Annotated in this window: 10 protein-coding genes; 2 read left to right on the top strand and 8 right to left on the bottom strand. The window is 67.7% G+C overall.

Annotated elements, in window-relative coordinates; genetic code table 11:
* Positions 1-3: 3 nt before the first annotated feature.
* From HMPREF2581_RS16055 to pilG, 8 genes are all read right to left on the bottom strand, one after another.
* Complete coding sequence (locus HMPREF2581_RS16055) at positions 4-510, bottom strand: chemotaxis protein CheW (RefSeq protein ID WP_003084602.1); 507 nt, start codon at positions 508-510, stop codon at positions 4-6.
* Positions 507-1,538, bottom strand: coding sequence for a chemotaxis protein CheB (locus tag HMPREF2581_RS16050; RefSeq protein WP_004365048.1), 1,032 nt, complete (start codon positions 1,536-1,538; stop codon positions 507-509). Before HMPREF2581_RS16050 ends, HMPREF2581_RS16055 begins: the two co-directional genes overlap by 4 nt.
* Positions 1,531-8,961, bottom strand: coding sequence for a chemotaxis signal transduction system protein ChpA (chpA, locus tag HMPREF2581_RS16045; RefSeq protein WP_004365046.1), 7,431 nt, complete (start codon positions 8,959-8,961; stop codon positions 1,531-1,533). Before chpA ends, HMPREF2581_RS16050 begins: the two co-directional genes overlap by 8 nt.
* Before the next feature lie 11 nt (positions 8,962-8,972).
* Positions 8,973-9,848 (bottom strand): type 4 fimbrial methyltransferase PilK, encoded by an 876-nt coding sequence (gene pilK, locus HMPREF2581_RS16040; RefSeq protein WP_003084594.1) that lies wholly within the window; start codon positions 9,846-9,848, stop codon positions 8,973-8,975.
* A gap of 60 nt (positions 9,849-9,908) precedes the next feature.
* A complete protein-coding gene (gene pilJ / locus HMPREF2581_RS16035) occupies positions 9,909-11,957 on the bottom strand; it encodes a chemotaxis chemoreceptor PilJ (protein WP_003084592.1) in 2,049 nt (682 codons plus the stop codon).
* Between the two features lie 84 nt (positions 11,958-12,041).
* Positions 12,042-12,578, bottom strand: coding sequence for a chemotaxis protein CheW (locus HMPREF2581_RS16030; RefSeq protein ID WP_003084590.1), 537 nt, complete (start codon positions 12,576-12,578; stop codon positions 12,042-12,044).
* Positions 12,579-12,628: 50 nt separating this feature from the next.
* The gene (gene pilH / locus HMPREF2581_RS16025) at positions 12,629-12,994 is read right to left on the bottom strand and encodes a twitching motility response regulator PilH (RefSeq protein ID WP_003084587.1); all 366 of its coding nucleotides are present in this window, start codon (positions 12,992-12,994) and stop codon (positions 12,629-12,631) included.
* Between the two features lie 46 nt (positions 12,995-13,040).
* Positions 13,041-13,448 (bottom strand): twitching motility response regulator PilG, encoded by a 408-nt coding sequence (pilG, locus tag HMPREF2581_RS16020; protein WP_003084583.1) that lies wholly within the window; start codon positions 13,446-13,448, stop codon positions 13,041-13,043.
* 254 nt (positions 13,449-13,702) lie between these two features.
* Here pilG and gshB point away from each other — a divergent pair, with 254 nt between their 5' ends.
* Positions 13,703-14,656, top strand: coding sequence for a glutathione synthase (gene gshB, locus HMPREF2581_RS16015; RefSeq protein ID WP_003100943.1), 954 nt, complete (start codon positions 13,703-13,705; stop codon positions 14,654-14,656).
* Between the two features lie 146 nt (positions 14,657-14,802).
* Positions 14,803-15,696 (top strand): TonB family protein, encoded by an 894-nt coding sequence (locus tag HMPREF2581_RS16010; RefSeq protein WP_003084580.1) that lies wholly within the window; start codon positions 14,803-14,805, stop codon positions 15,694-15,696.
* Positions 15,697-15,730: the final 34 nt, after the last annotated feature.

The following is a 15,730-nucleotide window of genomic DNA, read 5'->3' as shown; positions in this document are numbered from 1 at the left end:
GGCTCAGATCAGGCCGGCGTCGGCGAGCTTCTCTTCGAGCCCGGCCAGGTCCGGAATCCGCGCGGTTTCGCCGCCGATGTCCACCGCCGCCAGTTCCAGCGCCGCCAGCGGCGCGGCGGTGCTCGCGAGATTGGCGTCCAGCCGCACCGAGCGCGGAATGCCCTGCACCAGCAGGGCGAGGAATTTCACATGGGGTCGTCCGCCGAGGGCGTTGATGACCACCACCCGCGCGCTGCTGCCGAGTACCGGCTGCTGTTCGCCGCTGGAGGCCGCCTCGAAGGACAGCAGCGGCAGGCGCAGGTCGCGCCAGGCCACCTGGCCCAGGTACCACTGCGGCACGCCGGCGGCGACCTGCGGGTTGCGATAGGCGATCAGTTCGGCCACGGCGACGTTGGGCAACAGCAGGGTGCGGTCGCTCAGCGGCAGGAGCAGCCCGGTGAGGCTGTCCGGGGTCGGGTTGGCTGGGGTGTTCCGGCTCATGCCATCCTGCTCGATCACGGCCTGGTTCATGTTTCGACTCCTGTCGGCGCGCAGCGTGCGGCCAGATGCTTGACCAATGCCTCGGCCAGTTCGCGGGGGCTGGCATTGAAACTGCTGTAACCGGCTTCGCGCAAGCTGTCCGGCATGCTCGAACAGACGCAACTGTCGGCGCGCTGGGTCCATACCTCGCCACCCTGGCGCCGCACGTAGGCGGCAGCGGCGCTGCCGTCGCTACCCATGCCGCTGAAGACGATCACCCCGCAGTCGGGCCCGAACTGCTGGGCCAGGTTGAGCATCATCTGGTCGATGGACGGGGTGTAGGGTTCCGGCCAGGGACGCTGGCTGCATTTCAGTCGCCCATCGTGGTGGAAACCGAGTTCGTGCAGCACCGGCACCACCATGACCTCGCCGCAACGCAGCGCTTCACCGTCGCGGACGTTCTTCACATGCCACTGGCTGTGCCGGCCGACTGCCTGCGGCAGGTTCTGCTCGAAGCTGGCGTCGATGTGCTGGGCATAGAGGAAGCCGATCGGCAGGCCGCCGGGCAAGGCGTCGAGAAATGCCTTCACCGCCGCCGGGCCGCCGAGCGAGGCCGCCAGCAGCCACACCTCGCGGGCCGCTTCGCCGGCCTGCAGCGGCATCGCCGCGAGGTCGCCGGGAATCTCCAGGCGCGGCGGACGCTCCTCGTCGAGCAATGCGCCGAGGCTGTCGCCAACGCCATCGCTGGGGTCGCCGATCAAGCGCTTCAGCTTGCCGATCAGCCGCCGCTCCCAGCGCGGGTAATGTTCGGTATGCCGCTCCGGCGCGTGGCCCTCGCCGAACAGCACCGGCGCACAGTCCTGCTCCAGCAGGCTGTCCAGCAGCGGCGAGTCGTCCTGCTGGGTCAGGTCCACCAGCCACAGGTCGGGCGCGCACTCCAGCGCGGCGTCGTCGACCCTGGCCGGGTCGGCGTTGAGCACCACCTCGTAGCCATGGCCGAGCAGCGCCTGTTGCAACACGTGGCGCTGCAACGAGGTGTCGGCGATCACCGCGACCCGTGGCGTGGCGCGCTCACTCATGCTGGCCGACCAGGGACTGGATGGCTTCGAGCAGCTCGGTTTCCTGGTAAGGCTTGCCGAGGTACTGGTTGACGCCGATGCCCAGCGCGCGCTCGCGGTGTTTCTCGCCGGTCCGCGAGGTGATCATGATGATCGGCAGGTTGCCCAGGCGCTCGTCGTGGCGCACCAGGGTGGCGACCTCGAAACCGTCCATGCGCGGCATCTCGATGTCCAGCAGGAGGATGTCCGGACGGTGCTCCTGGAGCTGGGCGATGGCGTCCACGCCGTCCTTCGCGGTCAGCACGTTCATGCCGTTGCGCTCCAGCAGGCGGGTGGTGACCTTGCGCACGGTGACCGAGTCGTCCACCACCATGACCAGCGGCGGCCGCTGCTGCTCGCTTTCGCTCGCCGCCATTTCCTGGCGCAGCGCCAGGCGTTCGCGACGGTTTTCCTGGCCGAGCAGCGCGTGCCGGGAGCGGATGGTCGCCAGCAGGTCGAGGATCACCACCACCCGGCCATCGCCGAGCAGGGTCGCCCCGGAAATCCCGGCGACCCCGGCGAACTGCGGACCGAGGCTCTTCACCACGATCTCGCGGGAACCGGCCAGCGAGTCGACCTGCACCGCCACCGCATGCTCCGAGGAGCGCACCAGGATCACCGGCAAGGGCAGCGACTGGCCGACCAGCTTGGGTTCCTGGCCGTTGTTCAGCAGCTCGCCGAGGTACTTCAGTTCGTAGGACTGCCCGGCGTATTCGAAGCTGGGCGTATCCAGCCCCGCCTCGCCGCGCTGGTCGTAGAGCGCCTCCAGTTCGTAGGGCGAAACCCGCACGATGCCCTCGATGGTGTTCAGCGGCACCGCGTAGAGATCCTCGCCGGATAGCACCATCAGCGCCCGGTTCACCGACACGGTGAACGGCAGCCGCACGTTGAAGCGGGTGCCCTGGCCCGGCTCGGTCTGGATGCTCACCGAGCCGCCGAGCTGCTTGACCTCGGAGTTGGCCACGTCGAGGCCGACGCCGCGCCCGGAGATCTGGGTGACCTTTTCGGCGGTGGAGAAGCCGGACTCGAGCACGAACTGCAGCACTTCATGATCGCTGAGGTCGCTGTCGGCGCTCATCAGGCCACGCTCGATGGCCTTGCGCCGTACCGCGTCGAGGCGGATGCCGGCGCCGTCGTCGGAGAGGGTGAGGAGGATGTCGCCGCCCTCGCGGCCGATGTTCAGGCGGATCGTACCGTGCTCCGGCTTGCCCGCCGCGCGGCGTGTCTCGCCGGACTCGATGCCGTGGTCCACGGCGTTGCGCAGCATGTGCTCCAGCGGCGCGACGATGCGTTCGAGAACGGTACGATCCATCTCGCCGTCGGCGTTGCCGACCACGAACTCGACCTGCTTGCCGAGTTCGCCGGCCACCTGCCGGACGATCCGCCGCAAACGCGGTACCAGCCGATCGAACGGCACCATGCGGGTACGCATCAGGCCTTCCTGGAGTTCGGTGTTGACCCGCGCCTGTTGCAGCAGCAGGGTCTCCGCGTCGCGGTTCTTCGCCGCCAGGGTTTCCTTCAGGTCGAGAAGGTCGGAGGCCGATTCGAAGAGTGCGCGCGAGAGCTGCTGCAACTGCGAATAGCGGTCCATTTCCAGCGGGTCGAATTCTTCGTAGCCGGCGCGTTCGGCATCGGCCTGGTGACGCGAGAGGATCTGCGCCTGGGTCTCGGTGTCGAGGCGGCGCAACTGGTCGCGCACCCGCTCGATGGTGGACTCCATCTCGCCGAGGGTGAAGCCGACGTCGCTCACCTGCTGCTCGACCCGGCCGCGGAAGATCGAGGTCTCGCCCGCCAGGTTGACCAGGTTCTCCAGCAGTTCCGCCGGCACCTTCACCAGTTCCTGCGGGGCACGCCGGGAAGCGGCCTCCTGGGCCGCCTCCTGGGCCTTGCGCACGAACGGCAGGGTGGTGGCCGGAGCAGCCGGAGGCGCCGCCTCGGCCGCCATGATCGCGCCGGCCGCCGGGGCCAGGCGGGTCAGCTCGGCCAGCGCGGAGGCCACCGCGCGGTCGGTATCGTCGGCCTGGACCAGCGCCTGGGCGGGCTCGGGCCGTTCACCGGCCTCGTCGTCCTCGGCCAGCCGCTCGCGCAACAGGTCGACCTGCCGCTGCAGGCCTTCCAGCCCCGACTGCGCATCCAGCAGCAGGCTGTCCGGCCACGGCGCGCCCTGTTGCTGCGCATCGGTGAGATGCTGCTCGAGGTCGTGGGCCAGGTTGCCCAGCTCGGTCTGCCCGGCCAGGCGCGCACCGCCCTTGAGGGTGTGCAGGATCCGCAGCAGGTCGTCCAGCGGCTGGGCGTCGCCGTTGCCGCCGTCCCAGCGGCCGAGCGCCAGTTCGAGGTTCTCCAGCAGGTCGTCGGCTTCCTCGAGGAAGATGTCGAGGATCTCGCTCTCGTCGGCCGCCGCACCCTTCGCCGCCAGCGGCTTGAGGCTGACGCTGGTGGGTACGCTCAGTTGCTCGTCGGGATCGCTGCGCAGGCGCCTGATCTCCGCGATCAGCGCCTGCCCGTCGGGCAGCGTGCGATGGCCACGCACCGCCTCGAGCATCTCGGCCAGCTCGTCGTGGCAGCGCTGCAGCAGGCCGAACAAGGCCGGGCTGGCGCGCAGGCGTCCGCCGCAGAGGCCTTCGTAGAGGAATTCAAGCTCATGGGCGAGGTCGCCGATCTCGCCGATCTCGGCCATCCGCGCACCGCCCTTGAGGGTATGCAGGTCGCGCTGCAAGGCTTCCAGTTCGATGGTGTTGTCGACGTCGTCGATCCAGCGCTGCAACGCGGCGGCAGCGCTGTCGAGGATATCGAAGCCTTCCTCGAGGAAGATCTCCACCAGTTCGGGATCGCGCTCTTCGAACGCCTCCGCAGCGGGCGGCTGCGTCGCGGCAGGCGCGGCGGGCACCTCGACGGCCGGTGCAACGAGTTCCTCGACGGGGCTTTCCGCCTCGCCCGGTGTCGCGGCCTCGGCCAGCGGGCCCTGGCGGAACCGGCGGATCGCCTGGATAAGGTCGTGCGGGTCGGCCAGGGGCTGGCCGGCGCTCAACTGGTCGAGCTGTTCGGCCAGGCGGTCGTGACAGGCTTGCAGCAATCCGGCCAGTTGCGGGGAGTGCTGGTAACGGCGGTCGACCAGTCCTTCATAGAGGGCCTCCAGCTCGTGGGCCAGGTCGCCGATCTCGGCGATCTCGGCCATCCGTGCGCCGCCCTTGAGGGTGTGCAGGTCGCGCTGCAGGGCGCTGAGCGAAGACAGCGCGCCCGGCTCGGCCTGCCATTGGGCCAGTGCCTGGCCGGCGCTTTCGAGGATGTCCACCGCCTCTTCGAGGAAGATCGACACCATTTCCTCGTCCAGCTCGCGGCCGGGAGCCGGTGCAGGCGCTGCCGGTACGGTCTCCTCGGCAGGCGTCCCGGCCTCTTCGAAGACCGCCTCGGGGAGGGCCAGCTCTTCGTCTTCCGGGGGGAAATCGTCGGCGCCGAGGCTCTCCGGGTCGATGAACGGAACGGCCTCGGCGGCGGGCGCTTCCAACAGTTCCTGCAGGGCCGCGACCCGCTCCGGACGCGGCGTGACCTGCAGGCCGGCGGCGACCTGGTCCATCATCCCGATCAGCGCCTCATGGGCCTGGCGGGCTTCCTCGAAGAACGCCGGGCTGACCGCCAGGCGGCCTTCCTCGACGGCATCGTAGAGCGCCAGCAAGGCCTGGCAGAGTTCTTCCACCTGCGGCAGCTCGGCATGCCGGGCGCCCTGGTCCAGAGCGCTGAGTTCCTCGCGCAGCGCGCTCAGCTCCTGGCGCTCCTGCGGATGCTCGTGCCAGCGCTCGAGCAAGTCCTCGGCGTCCAGCAGGATGTCCATGCCTTCGACGAGGAACGCCTCGATCAGCAACGGATCGCGGCGCTCGCCGGCATCGCTGTAGCGCTCGGCCTCGAGCGAGGCGATGCGCTCCTGGTGCAGTGCCTCGATACGCTCCAGCAGCGCATCGCTGCCGGGGATCGGGTTCAACGGCCGGTGCGCACCGACCTGTTCCAGGCCGATGCGGAACAGTTGCTCGGCGTCGTGCAGCAACTCGGCTTCGCGCAGGTCGAAGGCGAGCAGGTTGGACTTGTATTCCTTGACCAGTTTTTCCAGCGGCGTGGCGATCTCCGCGATCGGCAGGATGCCGGCCATGTGCGCGCTACCCTTGAGGGTATGCAGGGCACGCTGCAAGGCATCGGTGACCGGCTGCGGCAGTTCGCGGGCGCAGTCGGCGAGGAAGCCGACCAGGGCCTCGAGATGGGTCTCCGCCTCGTTGGTGAAGATCTCCAGCAGTTGCGGATCGAGCAGTTCGACGTCGCTCTGCGCCTCGGCAGCGGCCTGCGGCGCGTCGGCCAATGGCGGCGCCTGGACTCCGTTCTCCAGGCTCGACGGCTGCTCCGCCCCGGCTTCCGGCGGTACTCCGCCGTCGTCCGGCGCCGGCGGTTCCGGCAGCGGCTCGCCCTTGGCCAGGGCATGCGCGGTGGCCGCCAGCAGGTCGACATCGTCGCGCTGGCGCTGGGCATTGGCGGCGAACTCCTCGACCAGCTCAGGCAACAGGGCCACGACCTGGTCCACCACTCGCTGAACCGGCTCGCTGGCGGCGATGCTGCGATCGAGCACGCGGTTGAACAGGTTCTCTATCGACCAGGCCAGTTCGCCGATCACCAGGGCACGGACCATCCGTCCGCTGCCCTTGAGGGTATGGAAGGCACGGCGTACCTCGGTCAGCGCGTCGCGGTCGTCGTGGTCGGCTTTCCAGGCCGGCAGGTAGCGGCCGAGGGTCTCCAGGACCTCGCCGGCCTCCTCGATGAAGACCTCGCGCAGTTCCTCGTCCACCGGCTCCTCGTCGGCCGGCGGCGGCAGCAGGCTGACCGGAACGTTCTGCGCCGGCGGGTTGATCGGCTGCACCGGCGCAGCCATCACCTCGGCCAGAGACAGGGCCGGCGCTGCGCTGGCGAGCGCCTCGGCGGCAGGCGGCGCCTCGGCCTCGGGCAATTGCACCTCGGGGAGATCGAGGTCGGAAAGATCCAGTTCCTCCAGGCTCGAGCCCTCCCAGGCGGACACCTCGCCCTCCGCCTCCGGCAAGGCTACATCCAACGGCAGCGGATCGAGCGCATCGAGAACCAGCTCCTGTTCAGCGGAGCCGTCGAAAGGCTCCAGCGCCGGCAACGGCTCGAGGCTTTCCAGCGGCGCGTCGAAGGACAGCGCCGGCTCCTCCAGGCTCAGATCCAACGTCTCGTCGGCCTGCGCCGGCTGCGCCAGGTCATCGCCGAGCCCCCACTGCTCCGGCAGCGACCAGTCCGCCAGGGCCGCCGGCCCGGAGGCCGGGGCCGCATCGGCGGGCAGGTCGAGGCCGGAGAGATCGATCTCGTCGAGGCTGAAATCGTCCAGGCTGCGGGCAGGCGCCGGGGTCGACTGCGGCTGGCCGCTCTCCTCGACCACCTCCGGCAACGCCGGCGGCACTTCGGCGGAATCGTCCAGCGGCAGGTCCAGGGCCAGGTCGAGGGACGGCTCGCCGGCGTCGGGCGCGACTTCGCCAAGGGTCCAGTTGTCGTCGCTGGCCAGCAGCGGGGCATCTCCCCTCGCCGCCTCGGCAGGAGCCGTGTCGGCGGGCGGTTGCTCCGCTGTCTCGGCGACCTCGACGACCGCCTCCGGCCTCTCCGGCTCGGCAGCCGGGGACGCGATGGCAGCGGGCCCGGACAGGCCGGGCTCGGCCGGGGCCGACGAATTCGGTTTCAGCGTATAGCCGAGGTTCGCCAAGCTGTCCTCGGCGACGTCGAGGATCAGGTCGCTCTGGCTGGCATGGTCCTCGCTCAGGCGCTCCAGGTAATACTCGACGCTGGTGATGGCATCGGCCAGGGTATCCAGGCTCTGCCAGTCCGGCACCGCCTTGCGCGCCAGCAGCTGTTCCTGGATATAGCGGTTGCAGGTTTCCAGCAGGGTCGCGGCGCGCTCCAGCGGGATCATCGCCAGGCCGCCGCGGACCTGGGTCAGCAGCTCCGGCACGCGGGCCAGGTGCTCGTGGTTCCACTGCGAGGCGATGAACTCGATGATCGCGTCCTTGGCCTGCTCCAGACCGTTGCGCGCTTCCTTGATCACCAACTGGTGGATTTGCGCCACATCGGTGGTGGGCAGGCGGCTTTCCTCGCTGTTGCGCTCGTCGCCGGGACCGGCCATGCCGGCCAGGGTGGCCTCGACGTAGAGCAACGCGCCGGCGACGTCCATCAGGATCGCGTCGCTCGGCTCGCGGCGGCCCTGGGCCAGGGCGTGGATGACGTCCAACTGGTCGAGGATGACCTTGCGCGGTTGGCCGAAGCCGAGCACCGCCAGGGTATCGGCGATCTGCTTGAGCGGCGCCAGGAGGGCGTCCAGTTCCGAGGGGTGGCCACGGTCGCTGCGCACGAACAGGTCGAGGCTGTCCTTGATCCGCACCAGTTCCTCGCACAACGCACCGACCACCGAACGCATCGCGTCGCGGTCGGGTCCGGCGAGGCGGGCGCGCTCGGCGTCCACCGTCTCGTGGTCGGGCAGCGCCTCGTCGAGGCGGTACTGTTCCTTCAGTGCGCGGATTCGCGGCGACTGCGAAGGCGCCTTGGCCACGTAGAACAGCAGGTTCTTCACCAGCTCGTCCGGCGCGGCCTGGTTCAGGCCGTCGGCGCCCTGCTCGACCAGGCGCTTGAGTTCGCGGTCGAGCTGGCGCAGCAGGGTGCGCACCGAGGCGCTGTTGACCACGCTACCGTTGGCCAGGCCCTCGACCAGGCCGGAAGCGATGCTCCACAGCGGCCCCAGCGGTGCCTCGCGGCACAGGCCCTCCAGGCGCGCATAGACACGCGCCAGGTAGCCGAGGCTGGTGGCCACGTCCTGGTTGCGCAGCAGGCCGACCAGGGCCATCTGCTGGGTCTGGCGCAGCTTGCGCAGCAAGCCGCCGAGTTCGTCGGTGCGCAGTTGCGCGATGGCCTCGCCGTCCAATTGCGGCTGGCGCTGCGACAGGTCGGGCGCGAACAGGCTGGTTTCCGAGAGCAGCTTCTCGCCGCGCGCGGCGCGCAGGTCGTTGAGCAGCGGCAGGACCACCATCGGCAGGTCGCGCCGGGCGGTCTGGATCCGGTCGAGGTAGACCGGCAGTTGCAGGATCGCCTGCATCAGCACTTCCAGGGCCTCGCTCTGGTTCGGCACGCGACCGTCCAGCAAGGCCTGGACCAACTGCTCCATTTCCTCGGCGAGCAGGGCCGCGCCGTAGAACTCGACCATCTGCAGGGTGCCCTGCACCTGGTGCACGTAGGTCAGGCAGAACCGCATGCGGGTCGGGTCCTGCGGGTTCTCGACGAACGCTTCCAGCGCCTGGCGCGCCTGTTTCAGGGTTTCGGCGATCTCGCCTTTCACCCATTCCAGAGCGACGTAGTCGTGCCGGTCACCCATAGCCACTCCATTCATGTGCCTGAGTACCCCTTACGGGTAAAGGCCAGGACCCGCTCGTCGGCGACCGGCTCGAGCTCCGGATGGCTCCAGTCGACCACTTCGCCGACCCCGATCACCAGCAAGCCTCCCGGCGCCAGCCGTTCGGCCAACCGGTTGAGGATCTCGCGCCGTCGCCAGCGACGGAAGTAGATCAGCAGGTTCTGACAAAAAATCACGTCCATGCCGGACCAGGGCGCCTTCGCCAGGTCCAGCACATTCAGCCGGGCGCAGCAGACGCGCTCGGTCAGTATCGTTTTCACGCTGAAGCTGCCGTCGGCCTGGCGTTCGCAATAGCGTTCGACCAGTCCGGCCTCCAGTTGCTCCAGCTTGCGGGCCGGATAGTTCGCCTGCCGCGCCCGCTGCAGGGCGTGAAGGCTGATATCCGTCCCGGTGACGCCGAAAAAATCTTCCCGTTCCTGCCCGCGCAACGCCTGCGCGGCGCACATCGCCAGCGAGTAGGGTTCCTCGCCGCTGGAGCAGCCGACGCTCCACAGGGCCCAGGGCCGCGGCATGCCTTCGCGGCGCAGGCGCTCGCCCAGGTAGCGCTCGAGCAGCTCGAAAGACGGGGGATGACGGAAAAAACGGGTTTCCTGGACGGTCAGGCGGTCCAGCAGGGTCGCCCACTCCACTGCGCCACGCGGACCGTCGGTCACCTGGCGGTAGTAGCTGTGGTAGTCGCCGATGCCCAGTTCACGCATGCGCGCGGTCAGGCTGGCCTGCAGGAACGTCCGGCGCTGCTCGTTGAGCACCACGCCGGTGCGGTTCTCCAACAGGACCTGCCAGTCGCGGAACTCCGCTGCCGACATATCGGCCAGCGGCTGCAGTGACCAGACGCCGTTCGCCTGCATGCCGTGCCCCTCGTCCAAGGTGTCGACGCGGCGCCCGCCAGGCGGCCGCCGCGCCTATGCTCAGGCCTGCTCCACGCCCTCCGGCAGTTTGAAGCCGGATACCGAGTTGCGCATCTCGCTCGCCATCTTCGCCAGGTTGCCGATGCTCCGCGCGGTGGCGGTGGTACCGGCGGAGGTCTGCGAGGTGATCTCCTGAATGACGTTCATGGTGTTGGAAATGTGGCCGGCCGACGATGCCTGCTGACGGGCGGCGTTGGAGATGTTCTGGATCAGTGCCGCGAGGGTCTTGGATACCTTCTCGATCTCCTCCAGGGCCACACCGGCGTCCTGGGCCAGGCGCGCGCCGCGGACCACCTCGGAGGTGGTCTGCTCCATCGAGATCACCGCTTCGTTGGTGTCGGTCTGGATGGTCTTCACCAGCGCCTCGATCTGCTTGGTCGCCGCCGAGGAACGTTCCGCCAGTCGCTGTACCTCGTCCGCTACCACGGCGAAGCCGCGGCCCGCGTCCCCGGCCATCGACGCCTGGATCGCGGCGTTCAGGGCGAGGATGTTGGTCTGGTCGGCGATGTCGTTGATCAGGCTGACGATGTCGCCGATCTCCTGGGACGACTCGCCGAGGCGCTTGATTCGCTTCGAGGTGTCCTGGATCTGCTCGCGAATGTTGTCCATGCCGGTGATGGTGTTGTGCACCACCTCGTTGCCCTTGTTGGCGATGGCTACCGAACGTTCCGCTACCGCCGAGGATTCCGAGGCGTTCGCCGATACCTGGTCGATCGACACCGCCATTTCGTTGATCGCCGCCGAGGCGCCGGCGATTTCCTGCGCCTGGTGCTCGGAGGCTTCGGCCAGGTGCATCGCGGTGGACTGGGTTTCCTGGGCCGCTGCGGCCACCTGCACGGCGGTCTGGTTGATGGTCTCCACCAGTTCGCGGAGCTGGTCGATGGAGTAGTTGATCGAGTCGGCGATGGCGCCGGTGAAGTCCTCGGTCACGGTCGCGGCCACGGTCAGGTCGCCGTCCGCGAGGTCGGCGATCTCGTCGAGCAGACGCAGGATCGCGGCCTGGTTGCGGTCGTTCTTCTCGGCGGTCTCGGCCAGCCGGCGGTTGGTCTCGCGCACCATCACCAGGCCGATCAGGATGATCGAGGCCAGGGCCAGGGCGCCGAGGACGTAACCGGCGAACAGGTTGATGCTACGCCCGCCGGCCAGGTTCTCGAAGCCGTCGGCCAGTTGCGAGGCCTTGTCCAGCAGGGTTTGCGAAACGCTGAAGATGTTGTTCGCCGCTTCCCGGACCTGGAACAGGTCGGGCGAGGTCTCGAGGATCTCGTCCACCGAGCCGGAGACGAACTCGAAGAGTTCGGCGATCTCGTTCAGGCGATCCACCGCCTCGGCGTTGGTCACCTTGGAGATGCTCATCGCCGCGTTGCCTTCCTGCATGCCCTTCAGTACGCGGCCGAACAGGCTGGCGTCGCGGCCGAAGCTGTCGGCGGCCTGCACCGAGTTCTCGTCGCCGGCCAGCACCTTGTTCACCGAGCCGAGGATACGTTCGGCGAGCAGCGACTGGCGCTGGGCGACCGCGACCTGGTCGGCCGGGGCACCGTTCTCCAGCAGGATGTCGACCACCTCTTCGTATTCCACCTGCAGCTGCGGGATGGTTTCGGCGAGGGTCGAGGCCACCTGGTGCAGGGACAGTACGGTCTGTTCGCTGGCGAGGATGGAGTCGGCGTTCTTGCGCAGACCGTCCCAGTCCTGCTGCACCACGTCCATCTGCGGCTTCACCGCTTCGGGGCTGGGCGGCAGGGATGTGCTCTCGTCGCCGTTGACCAAGATGTTCCAGCGTTTCTCGAAGTCGTTGCGCGCATCCTTCAGGAGCTTGAACGCCTCGCCCTTGCCCGCCGCCGCTTCGGTGGCGTTCTTCGCGATCCGCTGCGACAGGACGCGCAGTTCGCCGGCATGGCCGATGTACTGCTTGTCATGGTTCGACTGGGTGTTGAGGTAGGCAAAGTTGGCGAACAGCAACACGATCGAGACGATGAGGACGATGAACAGCCCCGCGATCACCGAGCTGCTGCGCATGCCCGCGAAAAGATTGCCTGCGTTGATTTTCTTCATATTTGGCCCCCGCCCGGACCGACCACGATTACGATTTCCATGTCACGACACGGGCCGGCAGACCGGCCCAACCGGTGAAGCTGTTTATACGGCGACGTCGAGGAAGCCCTGGTGTTGCGCCAGCGCATGCGGGCTGAACACCAGCCACGGCTGCTCTCGATGGAAGACGCCATGAATGAAGGGTTGCAGTGCCGCTTCTAGTGGCGGCAGCTGTTCGCTGAAGGTGTCCACCGGGAAGTGCTGCATGCCGAACACCTCATCGACGATGAGGCCGGCGAACACGTCCAGGTGCTCCACCACCAGCACCCGCCGCTGCTTGCGCAAGGGCGACAGTTCGGTGCCGAGGAAACCGCAGAGGTCCATGATCGGCAGCAGGCGGCCACGTACGTTGGCCACCCCCTTGACCCAGGTCTTCACGCCCGGCAGCTGGGTGTAGCGCGGTTCGTGCAGGACTTCGCCGACCTCCCCCATGGGGGCGACGAAGAACCGCCCGCCCATGCGGAAGCCGATCCCGCTCCAGCTCTGCACCGCCTCCTGCTGGGCCGGCAGGCCGGCGGCCAGGCGTCGGCAGCGCTGATCGATGTCGACGAGGAGCTGGAAGGGGGTCTGAACGTCCGACATGCGGGGCCTGGTCTTTCCGGGGTCAGGGTGAGCGATGCGCTGCGACGGGCTCAGCCCGCCAGCACCGCATTGATGGTTTTCAGCAGGGTCTCTTCGTCCACCGGCTTGGTCAGGTAGTCGCGCGCGCCCTGGCGCTTGCCCCAGACCTTGTCGGTCTCCTGGTCCTTGGTGGTGACGATGATCACCGGGATGGCGCTGGTCTCGGCGTCCTTGGTCAACTGACGGGTCGCCTGGAAGCCGTTGAGGCCGGGCATGACGATGTCCATCAGGACCACGTCGGGCTTTTCCTGGCGGGCCAGGGCGACGCCGTCGCCGCCGTTCTCGGCCTTGAGTACCTGGTGACCATGCTTTTCCAGCATGGCGGTCAGCTTGTACATCTCGGTCGGAGAGTCATCAACAATCAAAATACGAGCCATGGGATCCCCATCACGAAATAAGCATCAACGGCCATGCGGCCGGATATCAGGAAACGGCGTCCACCGGGGTGAAGCTGGGTACGTGTGCCTTGATCGCGCCCAGCAGCTCTTCCTTGCTGAACGGCTTGGTGAGGTACTGGTCGGAGCCGACGATGCGCCCCTTGGCCTTGTCGAACAGGCCGTCCTTGGAGGACAGCATGATCACCGGGGTGGACTTGAACGCGCTGTTGTTCTTGATCAGGGCGCAGGTCTGATAGCCATCCAGGCGCGGCATCATGATGTCGACGAAAATGATGTTCGGATGGGTATCGGCGATCTTCGCCAGGGCATCGAAGCCGTCGATTGCCGTGATCACGTCGCAACCGACCTTTTTCAGCAGTGTTTCGGCGGTGCGACGAATCGTTTTCGAATCGTCGATCACCATCACTTTCAAACCGTCGGATTGCTGTTCCATGTTCGCCCTATATCGACTCGGTGAATCATTCTTCTGTGTTTTCTTCAGTGCGCTAACGCCCTGTCACCGACGGGCTGCGACCCAATCGCGGGCCTTTTTAGCACACTCGACGCAACTCTATCCATAATGCCCGGAACAGGCCGGCTTTTTCCTTGACCAAGCGCAAACGGGGCGCCAACCTGAGCGTCAAACCCGCTTGCCACGCGGCCTCCCCGCCGCGACCGGACAACCCACCCCCTTTCGGAGGAATTCCCATGAGCGTACGCCTCGGGATCGTCATGGACCCCATCGCGCGCATCAACTTCAAGAAGGACAGCTCGCTCGCCATGCTGCTGGCTGCCCAGGCCCGCGGCTGGTCGCTGTTCTACATGGAACAGCAGGACCTCTACCAGAAGGCCGGCGTCGCGCGTGGACGCATGCGCCCGCTGAAGGTCTTCAACGATGCCTCCCGCTGGTTCGAACTGGAAGCGGAAAGCGACCAACCGCTGCACGAACTGGACGTGATCCTGATGCGCAAGGACCCGCCCTTCGATAACGAATTCGTCTATTCGACCTACCTGCTGGAACAGGCCGAGCGTGCCGGCGCCCTGGTGGTGAACCGGCCGCAGAGCCTGCGCGACTGCAACGAGAAGTTCTTCGCCACGCAGTTCACCCAGTGCACTCCGCCGACGATGGTCAGCCGGCGATCCGATATTCTGCGCGAGTTTGCCGCCGAGCATCGTGACATCATTCTCAAACCCCTGGACGGAATGGGCGGTTCGTCGATATTTCGTCACCGCGAAGGCGACCCGAACCTCTCGGTGATCCTCGAGACCCTCACCCAGCATGGCAGCCAGCAGATCATGGCGCAGCGCTATCTGCCGGAAATCAAGGACGGCGACAAACGCATCCTGATGATCGACGGCGAACCGGTGCCCTACTGCCTGGCGCGCATCCCCGCCCAGGGCGAGACCCGCGGCAACCTCGCCGCCGGCGGCCGCGGCGTGGCCCAGCCGCTGAGCGAGCGCGACCGCTGGATCGCCGCCGAGGTCGGCCCGCACCTGCGCGAGCGCGGCCTGCTGTTCGTCGGCCTCGACGTGATCGGCGATTATCTGACGGAAATCAACGTCACCAGCCCGACCTGCATCCGCGAGATCGACCAGGCCTTCGACACCCGCATCGGCGACAAGCTGATGGACGCCATCGCCGCCCAGCTGGCTGCCCGCTGAATCGCGCGGGCGGGCCTCGGTCCGCCCGCCTCGGCCCGGCCGATGCGCCACGGCGAGCGACCGCGTGTCCAAGGCGCGGAGTGCGTCATAGACTTTTCCGCCCCCCATCGGCAGACTTCGCCCCACGCCAGCCACCACGATCCGCAATGAACGCCGCCGTCCTCAAGTCCCCCTCCGCCGCTGCCGGCGTCCGCCCGGCGGACCGTTTGGGCTTCACCCTGTTCATCGCAGCCATCCTGCACGTCGCCTTCATCCTCGGGGTGGGCTTCTCCATGCCCGCGCCGAGCCAGATCAGCAAGACCCTGGAAATCACCCTAGCCACCTTCAAGAGCGACAAGGCGCCGGAGAAGGCCGACTACCTCGCGCAGATGAACCAGCAGGGCAGCGGTACCCTGGAGCACAAGGCCGCGCCGAAGACCACCGAGGTCGCGCCGTTCCAGGACAACCAGGTGAAGAAAGTCGCGCCGCCGGCTACGCCGAAGCAGGCCAGGAGCGAAGAGGCGCCCAAGGCCGCGGTGACCACCACCCGCCAGCGCCAGCAGAAGGCACCGAGCAAGACCCAGGCACAGAAGGCCGAGCAGGTCGCCAAGCCGGCGCCGCATTTCGACTCAACCCAGCTGTCGGCGGAAATCGCCAGCCTCGAGGCCGACCTGGCCAAGGAGCAGCAGGCCTACGCCAAGCGCCCGCGCATCCACCGCCTGAGCGCCGCCTCGACCATGCGCGACAAGGGCGCCTGGTACAAGGAAGACTGGCGCAAGAAGATCGAACGCATCGGCAACCTCAACTACCCCGACGAGGCCCGCCGGCAGAAGCTCTACGGCAGCCTGCGACTGCTGGTGTCGATCAACCGCGACGGCACCATCTACGAGGTGCAGGTGCTGGAGTCTTCCGGCGAGCCGATCCTCGACCAGGCCGCCCAGCGCATCGTCCGCCTGGCCGCGCCCTATGCGCCGTTCAGCGGCGACCTGGCCGACATCGACCGGCTGGAGATCATCCGTACCTGGCGCTTCGAACGCGGCGACCGGCTGTCCAGCAAGTAGCGCCGGCAAGGCTGGCTTTCTCGCGTCCGAAGCA

Source organism: Pseudomonas sp. HMSC057H01 (assembly GCF_001836405.1).
Lineage (GTDB): Bacteria > Pseudomonadota > Gammaproteobacteria > Pseudomonadales > Pseudomonadaceae > Pseudomonas > Pseudomonas aeruginosa.
This window is presented reverse-complemented; position numbering and strand designations above follow the sequence as displayed.

What these genes read in the sequence shown, in the direction of transcription:
- pilJ (WP_003084592.1), bottom strand. Translation starts at nt 11,957, where the DNA reads ATGAAGAAAATCAACGCAGGCAATCTTTTCGCGGGCATGCGCAGCAGC.
- HMPREF2581_RS16050 (WP_004365048.1), bottom strand. Translation starts at nt 1,538, where the DNA reads ATGAGTGAGCGCGCCACGCCACGGGTCGCGGTGATCGCCGACACCTCG.
- pilK (WP_003084594.1), bottom strand. Translation starts at nt 9,848, where the DNA reads ATGCAGGCGAACGGCGTCTGGTCACTGCAGCCGCTGGCCGATATGTCG.
- HMPREF2581_RS16010 (WP_003084580.1), top strand. Translation starts at nt 14,803, where the DNA reads ATGAACGCCGCCGTCCTCAAGTCCCCCTCCGCCGCTGCCGGCGTCCGC.
- HMPREF2581_RS16030 (WP_003084590.1), bottom strand. Translation starts at nt 12,578, where the DNA reads ATGTCGGACGTTCAGACCCCCTTCCAGCTCCTCGTCGACATCGATCAG.
- pilH (WP_003084587.1), bottom strand. Translation starts at nt 12,994, where the DNA reads ATGGCTCGTATTTTGATTGTTGATGACTCTCCGACCGAGATGTACAAG.
- pilG (WP_003084583.1), bottom strand. Translation starts at nt 13,448, where the DNA reads ATGGAACAGCAATCCGACGGTTTGAAAGTGATGGTGATCGACGATTCG.
- gshB (WP_003100943.1), top strand. Translation starts at nt 13,703, where the DNA reads ATGAGCGTACGCCTCGGGATCGTCATGGACCCCATCGCGCGCATCAAC.
- chpA (WP_004365046.1), bottom strand. Translation starts at nt 8,961, where the DNA reads ATGGGTGACCGGCACGACTACGTCGCTCTGGAATGGGTGAAAGGCGAG.
- HMPREF2581_RS16055 (WP_003084602.1), bottom strand. Translation starts at nt 510, where the DNA reads ATGAACCAGGCCGTGATCGAGCAGGATGGCATGAGCCGGAACACCCCA.